Source organism: Rhizobium sp. P1_C7 (assembly GCF_056406295.1).
This window is the reverse complement of sequence record NZ_JBFUAL010000007.1, coordinates 173,129-194,282: the sequence shown is the minus strand read 5'-3', so window position 1 is coordinate 194,282 and position 21,154 is coordinate 173,129. Positions and strand designations below refer to the sequence as shown.

The window sequence follows — 21,154 nt, the reverse complement described above, 5'->3', positions numbered from 1 at the left end:
GCCGCAGGGCAACGACGGGAGGAACGCCATGACACGCGAAAAGATCTACCTCTTCGACACGACGCTCCGCGACGGGCAGCAAACGCCGGGCATCGATTTTTCGGTGGAGGACAAGATTGCAATCGCCATTCTGCTGGACGAGTTCGGTCTCGACTACGTCGAGGGCGGCTACCCCGGCGCGAATCCCACGGACACCGCCTTCTTCAGCGAGAAGCGGACATCACAGGCCTCCTTCGTTGCCTTTGGCATGACGAAGCGCGCCGGTGTTTCCGCTTCCAACGATCCGGGGCTGGCGAGCCTGCTTCAGGCCCAGAGCGACGCGATCTGTTTCGTCGCCAAGAGCTGGGACTACCACGTCAAGGTTGCGCTCGGCTGCACCAACGAGGAGAATCTGGAGAGTATCGCCGAAAGCGTCAAGGCCGCCGTCGGGGCCGGCAAGGAGGCGATGGTCGACTGCGAGCATTTCTTCGATGGCTACAAGGCGAACCCGGCCTATGCGCTCGCCTGCGCAAAGACCGCTTATGATTCCGGCGCGCGCTGGGTCGTCCTTTGCGACACCAATGGCGGCACCCAGCCGCCGGAGATCCGGGCCATCGTCGAAGCTGTCATCGCGGCTGGCGTTCCCGGTCACTGTCTTGGCATCCACGCACATAACGACACCGGCCAGGCAGTCGCCAATACGCTGGCGGCTGTTGAAGCCGGCGTGCGGCAGATCCAGGGCACCCTCAACGGTATCGGCGAGCGATGCGGCAACGCCAACCTCGTGACGCTGATCCCGACGCTGGCGCTCAAGGAGACCTATTCGTCCCGGTTCGAAACCTCGATCGATGCCGATCGGCTGTTGAACCTCACTCGCCTGTCGCATGCCTTTGATGAACTTTTGAACCGGTCGCCGGATCACCAGATGCCGTACGTCGGGGCGTCGGCGTTCGCGACGAAGGCCGGAATCCATGCCTCGGCGCTGCTCAAGGATCCGCGCACCTACGAACATGTGACACCCGAAAGCGTCGGCAATCTCCGCAAAGTCATGGTCTCAGATCAAGGCGGAAAGGCTAATTTCATCAACGCGCTGAAACGGCGCGGCATCGACGTCGGCAAGGACGATCCGAAACTCGATCGGCTGATCGCGCTGGTCAAGGAACGGGAAGCCTTCGGATACGCCTACGAAGGTGCCGATGCGAGCTTCGAACTGCTTGCCCGCCGGACGCTCGGCACCATCCCGCAATTCTTCGCTGTCGAGGGCTTTCGCGTGATGGTCGAGCGGCGGTTCGATTCGCATGGGCGCGTGAAGATCGTCTCGGAAGCCGTCGTGAAGTTGGTCATCGACGGCAACACCGTGATGTCGGTTGCGGAAGGCGATGGTCCGGTCAACGCACTCGACCTCGCGCTGCGCAAGGACTTCGGCAGATATCAGCACGAGATCGACGACCTGGTCCTGGCAGACTTCAAGGTGCGCATCCTCAATGGCGGCACCGAAGCGATCACACGCGTCTTGATCGAATCGACCGATAGCGACGGCGTTCGCTGGTGGACAGTCGGCGTATCGGAGAACATCATCGACGCCTCCTTCCAGGCACTGATGGATTCGGTCATCTACAAGCTTATGAAGAACCGCCACCTGGCCGGCAAGATCGCGGCGGAATAGATCTCAGGGCAGAGGCCCGGTGGCGAGACCCCAGTCAGGTTGCGAATACCATTCCTCGCCCGTGCGCTCCTTCTTCCAGCGCAGGGCGCGGATGCCATGCATCCCGCCCTTGCGGAACGCCGCCTCAAGCTCTCTGTAGCTTTCGAACGTTCCGCTGGTCGCTTCTCCCCAAACGAAGGCTACGGGTCCGAGAAACTCGACCGCGTAGCCTTGCAGCCGCCGATCCACCAGTATGAAACCCGCATAGGACGCAAGGCCGGTCGCCCCCCCATCGCCGTCGACATCAGGAACTCCCAGAGGAAAGATCAATCGGCCACCGACGTTCAAGCGCTCGATCCATGGATCAGCAGGACGGGGAACAGCGAAATTCACGTAAATCGCGTTGGTCGCTTCCCGGGGCCACTCATGCCCATTGTCGCAGACGACATCAACGTTGGCGTAGTCCCTGAGATTATCACTCGCGCGTTTGGCAAGCGCCTCATCGAACTCGACAGCGGTGACGCTGCCGTGCGAGCCGACGATCAAGGCCATCATGGCGGTATAGTAACCGCTGCCGGCACCTATGTGGCACACTCTATCACCGTTTCGGAGCGCGAGCCTGTGCAGGCCTCGCGCGTGCAGGCTGGGACTACCGTTGTTCACATGACGCTCGCGTTGGAGCGCAAATAGCGCATCCTGGTAAACGGCAGCGGGATCGCTCGAGGGAACATTCACGTAGCCACCCCAATGTGCCATTTTCCAGGGCGGCGGCCCGAGGAAGCGCTCGCGCGGAACCGTGGCGAAGGCATCCAGCAGAGCGTCGTCGTCTGCAATACCCTCTTTCGCTAGCATATGAACGGCAAATGCATTGCGGCAGATCGCGAGAGCTCGTTTGTCCATCTTGCTCACCCTGTTGTTAAATAGGGGCCGGCATCCGTTCACCGAAATGAATTGGCCCATTCACAGCCGTTGCGATAATCGGCTCCATAGTTAGAACAATGATGGAAACACTCGATGTCCGCCGATGCAAGTGCTCCGCTGATCAAGAACGAAGATAGTCCGCGCGGCTTTGTCTTCGCGCTGACGGCCTACCTGCTGTGGGGCTTCCTGCCGATCTACATGAAAGCGGTCGCCCATATCTCCCCCGCTGAAGTAATAGCACACCGCATCCTGTGGTCACTGCCGCTGGCGGGACTGGTGCTGCTCGTTCTCGGTCGCACGCAAGATATCCGCCTTGCGCTGCGCTCACCGCGGATGTTGGCGATGGCTTCGCTGACCGCTGTGCTCATCACCATCAACTGGGGAACCTACGTCTGGGCCATTGGCGCCGGCCACTCGCTCGATGCAGCGCTCGGCTACTTCATCAACCCGCTGTTCAGTATTTTCCTCGGAGCCGTTCTGCTTCAGGAGAAGCTGCGTCCTGCCCAGATTGCGGCGATCGCTTTGGCCGGAGTTGCCGTCGTCATCCTCGCCTTCGACAATGGCGGCATTCCGTGGGTCGCGCTCACGCTCACGATCTCCTGGGGCCTCTACGCCTTTTTCCGCAAGACGCTTCCGCTTGGCCCAAATCAGGGATTTTTCCTGGAAGTGATGCTCCTGAGTGGACCGGCGCTGATCTACATCCTGTACCTGGAATTTGGCAGCGGCGATGGACACTTCTATCGCACAGGCATGGCGGATACCGTCCTGTTGCTCGGTTGCGGCATCATTACCGCCGTGCCGCTGATGATCTATGCAAACGGCGCCAAGCTGCTTCGCCTGTCGACAATAGGCATCATGCAGTACATCGCGCCGACGATTATCTTCCTGATCGCTGTCTTCATCTTCAAGGAGCCGCTCGGGACTGCGCGGATGATCGCGTTCCCGCTCATCTGGGCCGGCCTTGTTCTGTATACTTGGTCGATGCTCAAAGGGAGCCGCGACAGATAGCTCCCGGCCTCACATCTTCGAGATAACCGCCTCCTCGCCGTCGCGATCGGCGGATGCCAGTTCCGCGGCCCTGGCCATGATCGCCGGGATGATCTCGGACACGTCATCGATGACGAGCGGCTGGACGCGATGGGCAGTGTGTACGAAGCCCTCGTCCGTCATATGGCGCAGCAGCTCCATCATCGGATCCCAGAAGCCGTTGACGTTGGCAAACACCATCGGCTTTTCATGGCGCCCGAGCTGTGCCCAGGTCATGATCTCGATGATCTCCTCAAGCGTGCCTATGCCACCCGGCAGAGCGACAAAGGCATCGGAGCGTTCGAACATGGTGTGTTTGCGCACATGCATGTCCGGAGTTACAATCAGTTCGTTGAGCTGGCCGAGGGAGTGGCGCGTCGCCTCCATGTCGATCAGGAACTCGGGAATGATGCCGGTCACCTGACCGCCGTTTGAAAGGGTGCCGCTCGCAACCGCTCCCATGATGCCCTTTGTGCCTCCGCCATAAACGAGGCGCAGGCCGTACTCGGCTATTTCCTTGCCGAGAGCACGGCCAGCGGCCATGTGGCTGGGATCACGACCGGGGCGCGAACCGCAGTAGACGCAAATGGAGCGAACGGAATGAGATTGATCTGTCATAACCGCAAACAACTATCCTCTCCGCGTCCAGTCAAGAAAAATGACGGAAAACCTGCGTCTTACATTTGCATGGCTAGTTTGACTGCTTGTGCAAAGCACCGGGAATCGCTAGCAATTTCAGGAAGTCCGGCACATTTGCCGCCTGGGGAGACCTGATGATGAAAAACCGTGCCGGCTTGCTGGCCCTTGCAGTGCTCGTAATCGCAATTCTGTTGATGGTCTTTTTCGTTATGCCCCGCATCGGAGGCGAAGCAGCGAAAGTTGGCGACGCAATCAACCAGGCCGGCTCCGAGGTCAAGAATACAGTTACGGAATCTGCAAAGACATCGCGCTCCTCCGCACCGGACGATGCCGCCACGACCCAGGAATTCGGCGCTGTGACGGCAACAGCCGGGCAAGCGCTATCAGAACTTAAGGCGCTCTTCGCCGATGGCAAGGGGCCGACCGAAGAGGTTTTCGGAGCCGCCAAGTCCAAGGCGACGACATCTCTGCAGGCTATCGCCGACTTCGCCGTGCCAGAGGGGACAAGCCAGGCTACCGCAACGGCTGTTCAGAAGGCGAAGGATGGGGCATCCAAGGCGCTCGCTATCGTTCAAGCGCTACCGGAAAATATTGCGGACGCTGCCGCTGCTATTGCCAAAGCCGAAGCGGCGCTGACGGGTGCGCCTGCGTCTACTGCTCCAGCGGCAGGCAACCAGACGCAGGGCAACGGAACCCCAGGCAACGCCGGCTCTGCTCCGGCAACATCTGCCAACACCGGCCCGAAGCTCCCCACCTTCGACGTTCTGCGTGTCGAGCCGGACGGCTCGACGGTGATCGCCGGTTCAGCAGAGCCGAACAGCAAGATTGAAATCATCGACGGCGAAAAGGTCGTTACGACCACCGACGCCGGCCCCAGCGGCGACTTTGCGGCCGTCCTCGAAAATCCGCTTCAGGCAGGCGACCATCAGCTGCTGTTGAAGGCAACCGGCAAGGACGGAAGGAGCGCGACTTCCGAGGAGGTCGCTACCGTTTCGGTTCCGAAGAACGGCAAGGGTTCGGAACTGCTTGCAATGGTCTCCAAGCCGGGTACCGCAAGCCGCATCATCACGGGTCCTACTGCGGATATTCCCGCGGTTGCCAGCAACACTCAACCTGCGGATCAGGCTTCGACAGTGCCGTCTGACCAGACGGCCGCCCCTTCAGCCGTTGCGGGCGCGCCCGCGGCTGCCGCTCCCGCTGCAACCGACGTCATGGTCAACGCCGTAGAGATCGAAGGTGACAAGATTTTCGTCGCTGGTACGGCAAAGCCTTCCGCGCAGGTGCTTGCCTATGCGGATGACAACTTGATCGGCAAGGCCACTGCCGGCCAGGACGGCCATTTCGTCATCGACGGCGTGATGCCGCTGGCTGTCGGCGACCACAAGATCCGTGTCGATGTCTTGGACAGTGCCGGCAAGGTTGCCGTTCGCGCCTCGGTTAATTTCAATCGTCCTGCGGGAAACCAGGTGACGGTCGCGGCCCAGAGCGGGACCGCTGGCGCCAACAGCTCCGCCCCTGTTATCTCGCTCGACGAAGCCGCACTCGGCAAACTGAAGAACGATGTCAGCAAAGCATTCGCGCTGTTGAGCGGCTTGTTTTCCGATGGCAAGATCCCGGGCGCTGAGCAGCTTGCCGCTGCCCGTTCCGCCAACGAATTTGCACTGCGCTCGATTATCGATTTCCGTGCTGCGACAGATGCGACGGCAGATTTCAAGGAACGGGCAGCAAACGCCTCGATGGTGGCCACCAACGCACTGAAGATGCTGCAATCGCTGCCGAGGGATGCTAGGTCCGTCGGCGACGCGCTCCGCAATCTCGGCATGATGCTCGCAGAACTCGCGCCTCCGGCGGCGGCTCCTTCCGCCCCAGCGACGAATGAAGTGGCGAGTGGCCAGCCGGCAACGATCGAACAGGCCCCGCTGCAGGAGAGCAAGGACACCATCATCATCCGCCGTGGCGACACGCTTTGGCAGATCTCCCGACGCGTCTACGGTCTCGGCGTGCGCTATACGACGATCTACGTGGCCAATGAGGACAAGATCACGAACCCCGACCGCATTTTGCCGGGCCAGATCTTCGGCCTGCCCAAGGATGTCTTGCCGAATGCCGAGGAGCTGCACCGCAGACGGATGTCGGACCAGCATCGATAGGAAGCAACAAGCGCCGGCCGGGGTCAACATGACAGCCGGCCGGTCTTTTCCTGTCCTATCCACTTGTTGTATTGCTCCGGTCGGCACCCTATCTGGCGGTGACGGCGACACGTTCGGCGGCGGTTTTCCGAAGCGTCGCCCCTGCCAATTTGCCGAGATCGCGACACGGCCAGAGCCCTTTGTGGGCCGGAGACATGCATGGCAAACGGCAAGACGGTTTCAGACTCCAACCTTCTCCAGACACTCTTGAACCTTTGGCCTTACATGTGGCCCTCCGGTCGTCCGGATCTGAAGATGCGAGTGGTCTGGGCGTCGGTCTTTCTGCTTGTCTCCAAGTTCGTGCTGCTACTGGTTCCCTACTTCTTCAAGTGGTCGACAGACGCGCTGAACGGAAAGATGGACCTTGCCGGCAAGGTGCCGGATCTGTTCGTTGGCGCGACGGCGCTGGTGATCGCGTATAATCTCACCCGCCTCATTCAGCTCGCCCTCAACCAGATGCGCGACGCACTGTTTGCCAGCGTCGGCCAGCATGCGGTTCGGCAGCTCGCCTACAAGACGTTCGTGCACATGCATGAGCTCTCGCTTCGCTTTCACCTTGAGCGCAAGACGGGTGGCCTTTCCCGCATCATCGAGCGCGGCACGAAGGGCATAGAAACGATCGTGCGCTTCACGATCCTGAACTCGGTGCCGACGCTCATCGAATTCCTGCTGACGGCCGTTATCTTCTGGTGGGGTTACGGCTTTTCGTACCTCGCGGTGACCGCCTTCACGGTCTGGGCCTACATCTGGTTCACTATCCGGGCGAGCGACTGGCGCATCTCCATTCGCAAGTCGATGAACGACAGCGACACCGACGCCAACACCAAGGCGATTGACTCTCTCCTCAACTTCGAGACCGTCAAGTATTTCGGCAACGAGGAGATGGAGGCGAAACGCTTCGATGCGTCGATGGAGCGCTACGAGAAGGCGGCGACGAGCGTTTGGACGTCACTCGGCTGGTTGAACTTCGGGCAGGGAGTGATCTTCGGTCTGGGAACCACCGTCATGCTGATCCTCTCTGCTCTCGCCGTTCAGCGCGGCGAGCAGACGGTCGGCGATTTCGTCTTCGTCAACGCCATGCTGCTGCAGCTTTCGGTGCCGCTGAATTTCATCGGCTTCGTCTACCGCGAAATCCGACAGGGGCTGACAGATATCGAGCAGATGTTCGATCTTCTGGAGGTGCAGGCAGAAGTGAAGGATGCGCCCGGGTCGGTGGCTTTGAACATTGGCCAGGGTGCTATTGCCTTCAGGGACGTCCACTTCGCCTATGATGCGGCGCGACCGATCCTGAAGGGGATCTCCTTCGACGTGCCAGCCGGCAAGACAGTCGCCGTCGTCGGGCCTTCCGGCGCCGGCAAATCAACGCTGTCGCGCCTGCTCTATCGTTTCTACGACATCCAGAGCGGTTCAATCACGGTGGATGGCCAGGACATTCGGGACGTCACTCAAAAGAGCCTACGGACGGTGATCGGCATGGTTCCGCAGGACACCGTGCTGTTCAACGACACCGTCGCCTACAACATTCGCTATGGCCGCCCTTCGGCCAGCGAGGCGGACGTCAAGGCGGCAGCGGAAATTGCTCAGATCGCCCATTTCATCGATCTCCTGCCCGAAGGCTTCGATACCAAGGTCGGCGAGCGCGGCCTAAAACTCTCCGGTGGCGAAAAGCAGCGCGTTGCGATCGCCAGGACCATCCTCAAGGCGCCGCCGATCCTGATCCTGGACGAAGCCACCTCTGCACTCGACACCACGACAGAGCGCGAAATCCAGGCTGCGCTCGACGTCGTTTCGAAGAATCGCACAACCCTGGTCATCGCCCACCGCCTGTCGACGGTCATCGGCGCAGACGAAATCATCGTCTTGAAGAGTGGTGAGATTGCCGAACGCGGTACCCACGCGGAGCTTCTTCTCAAAAACGGCCTCTATGCGTCGATGTGGAGCCGCCAGCGGGAGGCCACGCAGGCAGAGGAGCATCTGAAGCAGGTACGCGAGAGCGACGACTTGGGTGTCGTGAACAGACTGGCGCCGGCAACCTAAATCCTGGACGGATCAGGCGCGTCGGCGTTTTGCTGTTCAGAAACCATCCATAGATGTGCATGAGGGGGCACCAGCATTGCCCCCGCCAAGGTTTCCCTGTAACCAGCGGATACGAAAACGCTAGGAGAGCGGCATACATGAGCTTGTTCAATACGGTTCGCAACACGATCGTTCCGGTGCACAAGGAAGGCTACCCCTTCATCGCCGCCTTCTTCGTCGCCTCGTTGCTTCTGGGCTGGGTGTTCAAGCCGCTGTTCTGGATCGGCCTGATCCTGACGGTATGGTGCGCCTATTTCTTCCGCGATCCGGAGCGCATGACGCCTCAGGACGACGATCTCGTGGTCTCGCCTGCCGACGGCAAGGTCTCGTCTGTCCAGATGGTCATTCCGCCGGCTGAACTCAGTCTCGGCTCTGAGCCGATGCTGCGGATCTCGGTCTTCATGAACGTCTTCAACTGCCATGTGAACCGCGCTCCGATGCGCGGCCGCATCGTCAGCGTCAACTACCGATCAGGCAGCTTTGTGAACGCCGAACTCGACAAGGCGAGCGAAGACAATGAGCGCAATGGCCTTGTCATTGAAACAACACACGGCCAGATCGGCGTCGTTCAGATCGCGGGTCTCGTTGCGCGCCGTATTCTTTGCTGGGCAAATGCGAATGAGCCGCTGGATGCCGGCGAGCGTTTCGGCCTGATTCGTTTCGGCTCCCGCCTCGATGTCTTCTTGCCGGCAGGTGCCTCACCGCGCGTTACCCTGGGGCAAACGGCGATTGCCGGCGAGACTGTGCTTGCCGAGTTCGGCTCCGCTAAGGGCCCCGTCGTAAGCCGTCGCAGCTAAGAACCATTGGAGCGCGACATGGAAACGCCCTTCCCACCTTTCGAACCAAACGGCCCGCTTGACGATTCGGCGCGCGGGCCGCGGCTTCGCGAGATACCGCTTCGGCTGGTCGTTCCCAACCTCATCACCATTCTGGCGATCTGCGCAGGACTGACCGGCATTCGCCTCGCCTTCGAAAATCGCTACGAGCTCGCCGTGGGCATGGTGCTTCTGGCAGCATTTCTCGACGGGATCGACGGTCGTGTCGCGCGCCTGATGAAGGCGACGTCGAAGTTCGGCGCCCAAATGGATTCGCTTGCCGATATCGTCAATTTCGGGGTCGCTCCGGCGCTTGTGGTGTATGTCTTCGCTCTGGATCAAGCCCGCTCGATCGGATGGATCGCGGCACTTATATACGCCATCGCAGCTGGACTTCGCCTGGCCCGTTTCAATGTCATGGCCGAGCGCGAAAACAAAGCAACGTGGCAGTCGGAGTATTTCGTCGGCGTTCCGGCTCCGGCCGGCGCCATGCTCGTGCTGCTTCCTGTTTACGTCGGCTTCCTGGGGCTGACCACTGACAAGACCTTCGCCTATATTTCCGCCGCCTATACGGTCCTCATCGCGTTCCTGCTCATCAGCCGCTTACCCGTCTGGTCAGGAAAGTCCGAGGGAAGCAAGTTGAGGCGCGATCTCGTACTGCCCATGATGCTCGGCGTCGTTCTCTATGTCGCGCTGCTGTCGAGCTTTACTTGGGAGGTCATGGTCGTCACAGCCGTTATCTATTTGCTGACGCTTCCCTTCGGCGCCCGAAAGTGGAAGCGCAAGTATGGCACGCTGACGATCGAAGAACCGGGCGTCGGCGAAGACGACATCGGTCGTCATATCTGAAAGTCTCTCACGCTCCTCAATCGAAATGCTTGGCTCAAGGCTCGCGAATTATGGTTTGCGTACATAATTCCTGATGGGGATTGCCTCCATTTTGTCGCTATTACAGACAAAAGAGCAATAAATATAAGAGTCTAGGGACAGCACGTAAGGAGAGAGTTGTGACCCCGACGAAGACAAGCGCCCAACAGCCTCAGGCGACCGATCTCAGCGCAAACTACCGCCCGCTCGGCCTCAAGGCCGTTCTTGCCGCGGCCCTGATGCTGAAGAGCAAGCCGGCCCTGGTGAAGAAGACCGCCTAAGCGCCGACGAAAAATCGGACAAGTAGGCTGGTTGCTAGCAACCCCATGACAATACCGATGACCCCGTCCAGAACCCGCCATGCGGCGGGTTTCGCGAAAACCGGCTGCAACAGACGTGCGCCGTACCCCAATCCGAAAAACCAGATAAATGAAGCCGCTGCCGCTCCGGTGCCGTATGCTACGCGGTCCATCCCCTCGTAGGCGGCCGACAGACTTCCGAGCAGCACGACCGTGTCCAGATAGACATGCGGATTGAGAAACGTGAACGCCAGGCAGCTAGCCAATGCTGCTTTCAGTCCAAGCACCTGAGGTGCGCCTGCCTGCATTGCGCCCGGATGAACCGCACGCCTGAAGGCCAGGGTGGCATAGCATCCAAGGAAGACCGCGCCGCCGAGGGTAACCACCGAAATCATCACGGGCGAGCGAGATACCAGCGTTCCGAGGCCCGCTATACCGGCGGCAACAAGAAGGGCGTCGCATAGTGCGCAGATCAGGCAGAGAACGAAGACGTGTGATCGCAGCAGCCCCTGGCGCAGAATGAAGGCATTCTGTGCGCCGATTGCGATGATGAGAGAGGCACCGAGGAGGAAACCGGAGAGCGCGGCCGAGATGGAGAACATGTGATTTTCCGGAAATGAGCAAGCCAGGAATATGGAACCAGGAATACGGGATCAGAAGAAGCTTAGCTGGCCGTCATCCGGCTTCTTCTTCTCTACCGGCGAGGGCAGCATCTCGACGGCGACGGGTGTCTGCAGATCGGAGCCCATATTGGCAACCTTGTTGACCTTGTCGGAGACCGGGATCGCCTCGAAAAAATCCGCCTCGACCGGACGCATGAGATCGGCGACATCGCGCGGCTCCTGCGTCTTGCAGTCGAGCCAACGGGAGAAGTCCTCGGGTTTGATGACCACAGGCATGCGATCATGGATCGGCGCGATGGCGGAATTTGCAGCCGTCGTCAGAATGGCACCGGTATCCACCTCCGAACCGTCGGCCGAGGACCATGTCTCCATCAGGCCGGCGAAGGCAACGATGCCGCCGCGACGAGGCTTGATCCAGTAAGGCTGAGATTTCTCACCGCTCGCCTTGGATGGGCGATGCCATTCATAGAAGCCGGAGGTGGGAATGAGCACGCGCCGGTGCCGCATTGCGGCGCGGAACGATGCTTTGCCGATCGCGGTTTCGGAGCGGGCATTGATCAGAAGCGGGAACGCTTTGGGATCCTTTACCCAGCCCGGCGTGAAGCCCCAGCGTACCAGCATGGCACGCCGGTCGGGAAGGTTGCTCCCTCTTTCCGGTGCATCGCCGGAGACGACAACGAGAATCGGCTGCGTCGGGGCGATATTGTAGCGCGCAGGAAAATCATCGAGGTCCACCACTCCGAGGATTTCCATCAGCTCTTCTGGGGACACCGTTAGCGCATATCGTCCACACATGGGGATGTCTTTGCACCCTGCACTTTTCCAGTCAAGCGCGGCTCAGCCTCGAGGGGCGAAGAGGATGGCCGCTGTTCCGCAAAGACAGGCAAGCGCGCCCCATCCCGCAATCTCGAACAGGGCGGCTGCCGCGTAGATGATATAAGTCAAGAGACTCCCGTCGAATCGCTCCGCTCACCATCCGGTGGTTCGAGCGCGGAGCCAAGCAAGCGCAACGACCGACACGCAACAAACGGTATCCCTTCATGAGTTCCCTTCCCACGGCGGCTTCCTCTGGCATCCTGCAACGCGACGGGCGATTTCTTTTGGTACTCCGGCGCAATCCGCCGTCCGCCGACATGCATGCCTTCCCTGGCGGGCGAGCCGAGCCCGCCGAGACACCCGAGGAAACGGCATTGCGCGAGTTCGAGGAAGAAACAGGTATCTGCGCTCGCGATCCACGGCTTTTCGCGACCTATGATCTCAAGACGTATGATGCCGACGGCAGCTTGCGCAGCCACTTCTTTCTCTCCGTCTTTCTCGTAGACGCGGACGAAGAAGCCGTTGCGGTCGCCGCGGACGATGCTGCTGAGATTGGATGGTACACCGTCGATGAAATCCGCAGGCTGCCGACGCCGCAGAGCGTGCTGGAATGCGCCGAACGAATAGCGCGGGGAGAATAAGCAGGTGGAAATCCAGCGCGATGCCTTGTTCCCGTCATCGTGAAGGTATCAACTATTTCAATGATTCCCGTTCGACGCGTGTTCCTGTCTGTTGTTCTCTGCGCCGGCACGGCGATACCGATATATGCCTGGGCACAGGGCCAAACGGCGCCGGCGGTTCCGGAAGCGGATGCACCAAAAACGGTCACCGTACCCTATGACGACAAGCTCGCGCGCCTCGCCGAAGTGCTGGGGTCCGTCCATTATCTACGAACGCTGTGCAAGGCGGAAAACGGAGACAAGTGGCGGTTGCAAATGCAACAACTGCTTGATTCAGAAGCGAAAGACGAGCCACAGCGCAAGGAGAAGTTGACAGCAGCCTTCAATCGCGGTTATCGCGCCTTCGCCTCGGTTTATACCGATTGCACACCGGCCGCTATCGTGGCAGAAGAGCGCTACCGTAACGAAGGTGCAACACTCGCCACAGAAATAACGTCTCGCTTTGGAAATTAACGTTTAATTAACCTCTTTTCACTCGCGGACGTGTCGTTTTGGGAAAAGGCTGATAGAGTTGTTAACTAGGCAGTAAGGCATGCAGTTCGAGGAAAAAACAATGGAACCGAGCCTCAATGACATCGACGATATGATCGTCCACGAAAAGATGCAGGCGGCCTTGGAGTACCATAATGAAGCTTGGGCCGATGGCATGGCAGACGGCATCGAGCCGGAGATCATTGCCGACACGGCCATCATTCATGCCCTTCGTGAAACTATTCGCCTTCACGGCGAAAACAGTGCGGAAGCCTTGCTGGAATCGCTGCGCGAACGCATGCTTGCCGGTGAGTTCTCTCCGACCCGCACCCTGCAATAATAGCCACAGAGAGTTTAATGCGCACCGATAAGGACAATGCTTCGCGGCTTGCGATCGCGCCGCTTTTGCTTGCAATCAGCGTCGGTGCTACCAATTTGTTGAGCGCGACGACTGCGTCAGCACTCTCCGAACTGAAGAAAACGCCCGGCCTTACAGACGGCGCCGCATCCGATCAAAGCAGCGGCAAGCCCGCAGCATCTCCGGCAACGCCTTCCGGAATCCCTTCGCCCGGCGCACTGATCGACAAGCCCGCGGCACAAGGCTCCGACACCACTCCCGGCGCCCAGGACACTTCCAAGCCCGTGGACGTGATCTACGATATCACCAAGGTACCGGAACCTGTTCGGCGCATGCGCGAGCAGATCGTCGAAGCTGCTGCGTCGGGCGATCTCGAGCGACTACGCCCGTTGCTCGGAACCGGCGCAAACCAGACGCAAGTGACCGTGGGAGAGCCGGCGGACGACCCGATCAGTGCGCTCAAGGACCTCTCCGGGGACCCGGACGGTGACGAAATTCTTGCGATCATGCTCGACATCATCTCGACGGGTTTCGTTCACGTCGGTCAAGGCACGGCGGACGACATGTATGTCTGGCCATACTTTGCCGAGAAGGATCTCAAGACCCTGACTCCGCCGGAGCGAGTCGAACTGTTGCGCATCGTGACGGCGGGCGACCTGGCCGACATGCAGGAGTTCGGCGGCTACAATTTCTACCGTCTCGGCATTACAGCGGACGGCAAGTGGAAGTACTTCACCGCGGGCGACTGACGCTTGCGATCCTGTCCCCGAAGACATACTTCTGAGCGACAACAACGCGACAGGTGCGACCATGCCAGCCGTCTTTCTGAGAGACCGTGCACTCATCCGGGTGACCGGCGCCGAAGCTCAGTCCTTCCTGCAGAATCTGATTACCACCGACATTGTGTCGCTGGGCGCTGATGAAGCCCGACCAGGCGCCCTTTTGACGCCCCAAGGGAAGATCTTGTTCGATTTCATGATTTGGCGTGATGGCGACAACTATGTGATGGAGACGGATGACAGCCAGCGGGACGCCCTGTTGAAGCGGCTGGCGATGTACAAGTTGCGAGCCGCCGTCGATCTCAAGGCGGGCGGCGAAGGCGTTACGGTTTCATGGGATGACGGCCCTGGGTCGGGATGGAGAGACAGCCGTTTTGCCATGGCGGGAATCGCAGTTTCGCGTAGCGCCGGCGAACATGGCAACGGCGATCTTGCCTTGTATGTCGCGCTGCGTGCGGCGCACGGGGTTGCGGTAGCGGGTTCGGATTACGCGCTGCAGGATGCCTTCCCTCACGACGTGCTAATGGATCTCAACGGCGGCCTTTCTTTCAAGAAGGGCTGCTATGTCGGCCAAGAAGTCGTATCGCGCATGCAGCACCGGGGGACGGCCCGTCGTCGTGTCGTGACTGTGACGAGTACGGAGCCGTTGCCTGCCTCTGGCAGCGAGATAACGGCAGCTGGCAAGCCCATCGGCATCATCGGCTCTGTCGTGGGACATACCGGCCTTGCCATCATACGTACAGACCGCGCGGGCGAAGCAATTGCCGCTGGGACACCGCTTCTTGCGGGTGCGATCCCGGTTACAGTGGCGTTGCCGATCTGGTCCGGACTTGTCTTCCCGTCGGCTGCCGACGAGGCCACCGCTTGACCGCAAAGGCTCCGCGCGCGTGGCAGCGCATGCTTTCCGGTCGCAGGCTCGATCTACTCGACCCCTCACCTCTTGACGTCGAAATCGGCGACATTGCCCATGGCCTTGCGCGCGTTGCGCGATGGAACGGCCAAACATCAGGCGACCACGCCTTCTCCGTCGCCCAGCACAGTCTTGTTGTTGAGGATATCTTCCGACGCCTCAATGCGATAACGCCCGAGGAGTGTCTCATGGCACTGCTGCACGATGCCCCGGAGTATGTGATCGGTGATATGATATCACCGTTCAAGTCGGTCGTCGGGGGCGGATACAAGGCTGTCGAGAAGCGATTGGAGGCGGCGATCCACCTGCGCTTCGGCCTGCCACCCCACCCCTCACGCGAGTTGAAGGACAGAATCAAAAAGGCTGACACGATTGCCGCCTACTTCGAGGCATCGCAGCTTGCAGGGTTCAGCACCGCCGAAGCCCAGCAATTCTTCGGTCAGCCGCGTGGCATCACCAAGGAGATGCTGCTAATCACCCCCCTGCCAGCGATCGAAGCCCAGCGTCTATTCTGCGAGCGCTTCGATGCGCTCGAAATGTTGCGGAGTAAATCATGACCGCGATCATCGTTGCGCCGCTTTCCCGTATTGCCGAAATAGCGGTGAGGCACGGCGCCCGTGAAATGATCAGCCTCATGGCGAAGGAACAGGCTTTTCACAGGCCCGCCGTCATCAAAGCGCATCGCCACCTGCTTCTCAACATGAATGACATCACCTTCAAGGGAACCGGCAACCTCGTTGCCCCCGACGAGACGCATGTTCGGCAAATCATCGACTTTGCCAGGCATTGGGATCAGGGTGCGCCGCTTCTCCTCCATTGCTGGATGGGCGTCTCCAGGTCGCCGGCGGCGGCACTAATTGCTGCTCTTTCCTTGGTGCCGGATCAGAGCGAGGCCACACTTGCCGGCCGTCTACGCGCTGCATCGCCGTTTGCAACGCCGAATATGCGGATCGTTGAAATCGGCGACGATATTCTCGGCCGGAATGGACGACTGGCCGATGCCGTTCGCGCAATCGGGCGTGGCGCAGATACCGGTGGCGACGCGCCGTTCGTCCTGACGCTCCGGGAGCTGCAAGACAGGGGCACTTTTGACGAGAGGAGTTTGCCAATACGCTGACGCTCGACACTTAGGTAAAGGTGGAACGTTTTTGGGTGACATCTGTTTTTCTCCAAAGGAGATAATCGATGTTACTACCGAACTACCGGGACACATATGTCCGATGCCTAAGCGCCTTGAAGAGCGTGACTAATTTGTCGGACGACTATGTGCGCTTCAACTGGCAGGCGGTGTATCTCACGCGCGAGCGTTTCTACTATTTTTTCCGCGGCACGCTTGCGGATTTACATGTGAGTTCGTTCGGCCAGCAGATTGACCTGATCAGCGGTGAGGCCAGTCCGGTACCTTTCCGCTCAGTAACACTCTATGGCGCGACATTTGGGCTGAACGAAGCAATCACGGCCTACAGCGGCCCCACGGACTCGGTCATCGACGTCGCTCACGCGTTTCACGAAGCGAGCGAAATGGATTTTCGTCCCGAGTTCTTCTATGTCCGGATGAATATCCTGCGCGCCGGCAACGATGGTCGAATAGTCAGAACGACGGATCCGCACCTTCGCGAAAACACCAACCTCATCTTTGTCGGGCTGGAGGACAGCGCGACAGCCGATTTGCTCGAAGAGAGTGACATTGCGCACTGGCTGGCAACCGAGCAGCCGATGGTCTCACGGAAGTGGTACGCGGAGCGATTCTATTACAGGTGACACTGCGGTCGCAGCGCTACTTGATAACGGCACAAGCAAGTCGTTCGCCAGCGTCGCCTGCAGGCTGGCTGCGATAATCGTCCGAATTTGCATGGATCAACAATGCTCGTCGGCGAATGCCGTTCTGCTTCCCATCGAGCGTCACCATGCTGTCGAAGACCTGAGCCCTAAGCGTACCGTCCTGGCCGACATATTGGTTTGGCATGTCGCCCGCATGCGGACCCTTTACGGCCAGGAAACCATGTTCGGTATTGGTCGGATTGAAATGCTTGCCGGCCGATTCGTGGTGGCTGGCCGCATCACATTTTCCGATCTCGTGAACATGGAACGCTACCCATTTGTTCGCAGGTAGACCCGAGACTTCGAGTTCGATCAATACGCCTCCGCTCGCCGCTGCAGTGATGGATGCGCGCCCGGTCTCCTTGCCATCCTTGCCTATGAAATTCGCCACCGCTGTCTGCTGGTCCTGAGCTGTCGCAATAGTCGTGATGGCGACAAAGCTCGAAAATGCAATCAATCGCATCGCTCCCACGGGAATCTCCCCCCTTTTTGGCCACCGATGCAAAACGCGCGGCGACTGGAGGCGTTCCCCGATCAGGGACAAAGAAAAAGCCGGCACACGGCCGGCTTTCCAAACAGACTAATCACAGGTCTCAATCAGGAAGCGATATCCAGATCATACTGACCATAGGTGTTCCTATACAGATCGTCGGACACGATGTTCTGGCGCTGGGAGGATAAATTCACGCTGCCCATCTCCTGCGTTCCCATCATGAACGCGAGCACGCCGTTAGAAAGCTTCGGCGAGGGTTCTTGTGATTCCTCCCCTTCATTCAACTGCTTCAGGATTCCGGGCTTATCATCAGCCGCCTTTTCGCCACGGCTCAACACGCCGTCGCCATTCATGTCCAGCCTCGAGAGTGTCGCCAGATACGCGTACGAAGTATCGTTGACAGATGAAATACGGCTCATACAAACCTCCGTTCACCGCTATACCGGTGATGTTTGTACGCAATACAAATAGGGAAAATCACAACTAGGTGGTTCAGGTAAACTGATTTGCGTCCCCGGTCAATAAGTTGTTAATACCGCATTAACGATAATTGACAGAGTGTTACCCCGGGGCAGCGCGCGGCCTGCCCGAAACCGCAAGGCCATGGGTTTCAGCCCCGCCAGGCCAATTCGCGGCTTCGAAGCAATATAGCGCCCACGACATATTTTATGTCACTGCAAATCGAATACTAAAGTGAGCCGGAGATTGTAGCCGAACAATTACACTTCTTTATTTCAATCAAAAATTGCAAAACAGGCTACGTCAGATTTCAGGAATTTCTTTAGATGTCCTGTCCACCGCATAGAAATAGATTGTTGGAAACGATGATTTCGGCACCGGCTATTCATTCTGAGTTACCTCAGCAGCTTTCCCTTCGACGAGATCAAGATCGACAAGTCCTTTGTGATTGACATCGTCCAGAACAGGGAAGCCTTTGCAATCATGCGCGCCATCATCCTTCTCGGCGATGCGCTTGGCATGCGGGTCACTGTCGAAGGCGTGGAAACTGCACAACAGCTGGTGTTGCTCCAACGAGAATCCTGCAACGAAATACAGGGCTATCATATCAGACCACCACGCCCTGTAGCAGACTGCGCTACTTGCTCAGCATGCAACGAGGCATAAGCAATGCCAAGACCAACTGAGCGGATTCATTGCGACTCGGACCGCCCGCCTCTATGAGGAGGTATTGCCGTTGCTGTCAGGTGCACCCATGTTCGAGGTCAATGCCTTCTCTCCATTTGAAACGCTTGCGGCGGAACTCATCCCCCACTCGCATGAAGGCGATGACGGCTCTCACGATCTCGCGCATATCCTGCGCGTCTTCAAGAACGCGATGCGGATCCAGGCAAGTGCGGGCGGAGATGCGAGGATCCTCGCCGCCGCAGTTCTGCTGCACGACTGTGTCGCCGTCGAGAAAAGCTCGCCGCTTCGGGAGAAGGCCTCGGCACTGGCCGCGGAGAAGGCGTCCAGCGTTCTTGCCGACCTCGGCTGGAGTTGCCCGGATATTGCTGCGGTCGCACATGCCGTGACGGCACATAGCTTTTCCGCAAATATCGAACCCGATACGCTGGAGGCGAAGATTCTGCAGGATGCCGACCGGCTCGATGCGATCGGAATGGTCGGCGTCGGACGCTGCTTCTATATCGGCGGACGAATGTCGTCGGCGCTTTACAATCCTTTCGATCCCGCCGGCAAAACCCGCCCCCTTGACGACCGGCGCTACGTTATCGACCATTTCCAGACCAAACTCTTCAAGCTGGCCGATGGATTCAAGACCGACGCCGGCCGAGCACTTGCCGCAGAGCGCGATAAGCGGCTACGAGACTTCCTTGAGGCCTTCATGGACGAAATCTAGGAGTATCCGATGCGCGTCAGCGATCTCTTCATCTACCCTCTCAAGAGCGGCCGCGGCATTGCCATGTCGACCGCGGAGATCGACGCGTTCGGATTTCCCGGAGACCGCCGCGCGATGATCACCGACCCGGATGGGCACTTCATCACGCAACGTGAATTGCCAGAACTCGCCCGGATCGATGCGCGGACAGATGCTTCTTCCCTTCGACTGTCAATGGTGGACAAGGAATTCCTCGTACCGCTGCCAAGCGCCGACCGTCGTATTGATGTCTCGATCTGGAAATCCATCGTCAGCGCGGCGCTTGCCGACGACGACAGCAATCGAACGCTCTCGCAGTGGCTTGGCCGCGATGTCAGGATCGTCTTCTTCGACGAGGGCGCCAGGCGCACAGCGAGCGCGGAGTGGGCTGGCGACGGTACTCCGGTCGCGTTTGCAGACGGATACCAGATTCTCGTAACGACGACGGGATCGCTGAAGGCATTGAATGCAGACCTGCAGGCGCATGGCGAGGGCAGCGTCGGTATGGAGCGTTTTCGGCCGAACATTGTGATCGATACAGAGGAAGCCTGGCCGGAAGACCGCTGGGCAGCAATCGAGATCGGCGGAATCCGCTTCGATCTCGTCAAGCCCTGCGCTCGCTGCATCATGACCACCCAGGACCAGCAAACCGGCTCACGCGACGTTCCCAATCCGATGCCCGCCATGGGCCGCATCCGTATGTCTGCCGACCGCCGGGTTCCCGGCCCCCTCTTCGGCTGGAATGTCACCCCTCGCGCAAACGGCAGGGTCGCCATCGGAGACACAGTAAAGGTCCTCGAAGTGCGGCCGGAAGGCTGGGCGCTGAAAGTCCGCAACCGCGGTTAAGTGCGCGCCAGCACCGCGTCGATCTCGCTCATCACTTCGGCAGACAAGGGCCCCTTGTCCAGTGCACCGGCGTTCTCTTCGACTTGCGCGACCGTGCGGAACCCTGGGATCGGCAACGCTCGCGACGATCGAGCCCAAAGCCATGCCAACGCACCCTGGGTCAGCGTTCGACCGCCTGACGTCAGCAGGTCGCGCACGGCGTCCAGCCGCGCGGCAAATTCAGGAGCGACCCGCCCATCCCTGAAATAAACCATCCAATCGAGGGTTGCGCCGCGCACGTCCTTGGCACCGACCGTCCTGTCGGGGGTGAACTTGCCACTCAGCAAGCCCATGGCGAGCGGCCCGCGATTGATCGACACCAGACCATGGCGCTCGATTACCGAAACGATCTCCGGCACGGGCTCGAACACATTCATCGTGTGCTGGACCGCAACGAAACCTGAGCGCGTCGCATGGCGTGCCGCACGATCGGCGAAGTCCGTGCTCCAGCCGAATGCATCGATCTTACCCTCGCCGCGCAATGTTTCCAGCGAATCAAAGACATCGTCCGATTGCTCAAGCGGAAAGTCGTTCAGGTGGAGCTGCAGCAGATCGAGACGTTCGCGCTTCAGGCGGCGCAACGAGGTTTCGACCGAGCGTCGGATGAATGGTGCATCGGTAAAGGCACCGATAGCCTGCTTGGTCACAGGATCGGTAGCAAAGCCGAATTTGGTCGCGATGACGATGTCGTCGCGGGCGCCGACCGCGCGGCCGAGAACTTCTTCCGAGTGCCCTGCCCCATAATTCGACGCGGTGTCAAAGAAGCGGATGCCGAGTTCGATGGCGCGATCGATGGCGGCTACGGACTCATTGTCGTCAACATCACCCCAGCCGAGCGGAATATCTCCTGCAAAGAAGGGGCCGCCAATCGCCCAGCAGCCCATCCCAAGGCGCGGGATCTCGCGACCATTCCAAAGCTCCATCATCGTCTGCATATCCGGCTTCGTCAGCATGGCGTCCTCCTTCGGCTATAAGCGTCACGTCAG

At 59.4% G+C, this 21,154-nt stretch carries 24 protein-coding genes and 1 pseudogene; 18 read left to right on the top strand and 7 right to left on the bottom strand.

Annotated features, from left to right (window positions below):
• The first annotated feature begins 28 nt into the window (after positions 1-28).
• Positions 29-1,645: a citramalate synthase gene (cimA, locus tag AC1D2R_RS13425; RefSeq protein WP_477967764.1), complete on the top strand. Its 1,617-nt coding sequence runs from the start codon at positions 29-31 to the stop codon at positions 1,643-1,645.
• Positions 1,646-1,648: 3 nt separating this feature from the next.
• On the opposite strand, the gene AC1D2R_RS13420 is transcribed toward cimA, so the two are convergent.
• A complete protein-coding gene (locus AC1D2R_RS13420; protein WP_477967763.1) occupies positions 1,649-2,524 on the bottom strand; it encodes a protein-L-isoaspartate O-methyltransferase family protein in 876 nt (291 codons plus the stop codon).
• Between the two features lie 114 nt (positions 2,525-2,638).
• Here AC1D2R_RS13420 and rarD point away from each other — a divergent pair, with 114 nt between their 5' ends.
• Entirely contained in the window at positions 2,639-3,553 is a 915-nt protein-coding gene (gene rarD / locus AC1D2R_RS13415) for an EamA family transporter RarD (RefSeq protein ID WP_477967762.1), read from the top strand.
• A 9-nt stretch (positions 3,554-3,562) separates the two neighbouring features.
• Here the strand turns inward: rarD and AC1D2R_RS13410 are convergent, their stop codons facing one another.
• A complete protein-coding gene (locus AC1D2R_RS13410) occupies positions 3,563-4,189 on the bottom strand; it encodes an LOG family protein (RefSeq protein WP_477967761.1) in 627 nt (208 codons plus the stop codon).
• Between the two features lie 155 nt (positions 4,190-4,344).
• Between AC1D2R_RS13410 and AC1D2R_RS13405 the strand changes: the two genes are divergently transcribed.
• From AC1D2R_RS13405 to AC1D2R_RS13385, 5 genes are all read left to right on the top strand, one after another.
• Positions 4,345-6,360 carry a LysM peptidoglycan-binding domain-containing protein gene (locus AC1D2R_RS13405; protein WP_477967760.1) on the top strand — a complete coding sequence of 672 codons (2,016 nt, stop codon included), beginning with the start codon at positions 4,345-4,347 and terminating at the stop codon, positions 6,358-6,360.
• A gap of 198 nt (positions 6,361-6,558) precedes the next feature.
• Positions 6,559-8,436 (top strand): ABCB family ABC transporter ATP-binding protein/permease, encoded by a 1,878-nt coding sequence (locus AC1D2R_RS13400; RefSeq protein ID WP_477967759.1) that lies wholly within the window; start codon positions 6,559-6,561, stop codon positions 8,434-8,436.
• Positions 8,437-8,489: 53 nt separating this feature from the next.
• The gene (locus AC1D2R_RS13395) at positions 8,490-9,272 is read left to right on the top strand and encodes a phosphatidylserine decarboxylase (RefSeq protein ID WP_477967758.1); all 783 of its coding nucleotides are present in this window, start codon (positions 8,490-8,492) and stop codon (positions 9,270-9,272) included.
• A gap of 18 nt (positions 9,273-9,290) precedes the next feature.
• Entirely contained in the window at positions 9,291-10,139 is an 849-nt protein-coding gene (gene pssA, locus AC1D2R_RS13390; RefSeq protein WP_477967757.1) for a CDP-diacylglycerol--serine O-phosphatidyltransferase, read from the top strand.
• Between the two features lie 158 nt (positions 10,140-10,297).
• Positions 10,298-10,438, top strand: coding sequence for a hypothetical protein (locus tag AC1D2R_RS13385; RefSeq protein WP_477967756.1), 141 nt, complete (start codon positions 10,298-10,300; stop codon positions 10,436-10,438).
• Here the strand turns inward: AC1D2R_RS13385 and AC1D2R_RS13380 are convergent.
• On the bottom strand, positions 10,435-11,058 hold the full coding sequence (locus AC1D2R_RS13380; protein WP_477967755.1) for a LysE/ArgO family amino acid transporter: 624 nt from the start codon (positions 11,056-11,058) through the stop codon (positions 10,435-10,437). The two genes, AC1D2R_RS13385 and AC1D2R_RS13380, sit on opposite strands and share 4 nt — an antisense overlap.
• A gap of 51 nt (positions 11,059-11,109) precedes the next feature.
• Complete coding sequence (locus AC1D2R_RS13375; protein ID WP_477967754.1) at positions 11,110-11,874, bottom strand: SOS response-associated peptidase; 765 nt, start codon at positions 11,872-11,874, stop codon at positions 11,110-11,112.
• 245 nt (positions 11,875-12,119) lie between these two features.
• Between AC1D2R_RS13375 and AC1D2R_RS13370 the strand changes: the two genes are divergently transcribed.
• From AC1D2R_RS13370 to AC1D2R_RS13335, 8 genes are all read left to right on the top strand, one after another.
• The gene (locus AC1D2R_RS13370) at positions 12,120-12,536 is read left to right on the top strand and encodes an NUDIX hydrolase (RefSeq protein ID WP_477967753.1); all 417 of its coding nucleotides are present in this window, start codon (positions 12,120-12,122) and stop codon (positions 12,534-12,536) included.
• Between the two features lie 36 nt (positions 12,537-12,572).
• Positions 12,573-13,028: a TIGR02301 family protein gene (locus tag AC1D2R_RS13365; protein WP_477967888.1), complete on the top strand. Its 456-nt coding sequence runs from the start codon at positions 12,573-12,575 to the stop codon at positions 13,026-13,028.
• A gap of 100 nt (positions 13,029-13,128) precedes the next feature.
• On the top strand, positions 13,129-13,386 hold the full coding sequence (locus tag AC1D2R_RS13360; protein ID WP_160005908.1) for a hypothetical protein: 258 nt from the start codon (positions 13,129-13,131) through the stop codon (positions 13,384-13,386).
• A 17-nt stretch (positions 13,387-13,403) separates the two neighbouring features.
• Complete coding sequence (locus tag AC1D2R_RS13355; RefSeq protein ID WP_477967752.1) at positions 13,404-14,153, top strand: hypothetical protein; 750 nt, start codon at positions 13,404-13,406, stop codon at positions 14,151-14,153.
• A gap of 61 nt (positions 14,154-14,214) precedes the next feature.
• Positions 14,215-15,051, top strand: a complete 837-nt coding sequence (gene ygfZ, locus AC1D2R_RS13350; protein WP_477967751.1) for a CAF17-like 4Fe-4S cluster assembly/insertion protein YgfZ — start codon at positions 14,215-14,217, stop codon at positions 15,049-15,051.
• Between the two features lie 29 nt (positions 15,052-15,080).
• Positions 15,081-15,650, top strand: a complete 570-nt coding sequence (locus AC1D2R_RS13345; protein ID WP_477967887.1) for a YfbR-like 5'-deoxynucleotidase — start codon at positions 15,081-15,083, stop codon at positions 15,648-15,650.
• Positions 15,647-16,210 carry a tyrosine phosphatase family protein gene (locus tag AC1D2R_RS13340; protein ID WP_477967750.1) on the top strand — a complete coding sequence of 188 codons (564 nt, stop codon included), beginning with the start codon at positions 15,647-15,649 and terminating at the stop codon, positions 16,208-16,210. Before AC1D2R_RS13345 ends, AC1D2R_RS13340 begins: the two co-directional genes overlap by 4 nt.
• A 149-nt stretch (positions 16,211-16,359) precedes the next feature.
• Positions 16,360-16,854, top strand: coding sequence for a hypothetical protein (locus tag AC1D2R_RS13335; RefSeq protein ID WP_477967749.1), 495 nt, complete (start codon positions 16,360-16,362; stop codon positions 16,852-16,854).
• 16 nt (positions 16,855-16,870) lie between these two features.
• Here AC1D2R_RS13335 and AC1D2R_RS13330 read toward each other — a convergent pair whose 3' ends face one another.
• Complete coding sequence (locus AC1D2R_RS13330) at positions 16,871-17,386, bottom strand: superoxide dismutase family protein (RefSeq protein ID WP_477967748.1); 516 nt, start codon at positions 17,384-17,386, stop codon at positions 16,871-16,873.
• A gap of 125 nt (positions 17,387-17,511) precedes the next feature.
• Complete coding sequence (locus AC1D2R_RS13325) at positions 17,512-17,826, bottom strand: hypothetical protein (RefSeq protein WP_477967747.1); 315 nt, start codon at positions 17,824-17,826, stop codon at positions 17,512-17,514.
• A 395-nt stretch (positions 17,827-18,221) separates the two neighbouring features.
• Between AC1D2R_RS13325 and AC1D2R_RS13320 the strand changes: the two are divergent.
• From AC1D2R_RS13320 to AC1D2R_RS13310, 3 genes and pseudogenes are all read left to right on the top strand, one after another.
• Positions 18,222-18,532 (top strand): annotated as a pseudogene (locus AC1D2R_RS13320) (EAL domain-containing protein); the annotation flags it as partial.
• An 88-nt stretch (positions 18,533-18,620) separates the two neighbouring features.
• Positions 18,621-19,265 (top strand): HD domain-containing protein, encoded by a 645-nt coding sequence (locus AC1D2R_RS13315; RefSeq protein ID WP_477967746.1) that lies wholly within the window; start codon positions 18,621-18,623, stop codon positions 19,263-19,265.
• Between the two features lie 9 nt (positions 19,266-19,274).
• The gene (locus AC1D2R_RS13310) at positions 19,275-20,129 is read left to right on the top strand and encodes an MOSC domain-containing protein (protein ID WP_477967745.1); all 855 of its coding nucleotides are present in this window, start codon (positions 19,275-19,277) and stop codon (positions 20,127-20,129) included.
• Here AC1D2R_RS13310 and AC1D2R_RS13305 read toward each other — a convergent pair.
• Positions 20,126-21,121: an aldo/keto reductase gene (locus tag AC1D2R_RS13305; protein ID WP_477967744.1), complete on the bottom strand. Its 996-nt coding sequence runs from the start codon at positions 21,119-21,121 to the stop codon at positions 20,126-20,128. The genes AC1D2R_RS13310 and AC1D2R_RS13305 overlap by 4 nt on opposite strands.
• Positions 21,122-21,154 lie beyond the last annotated feature (33 nt).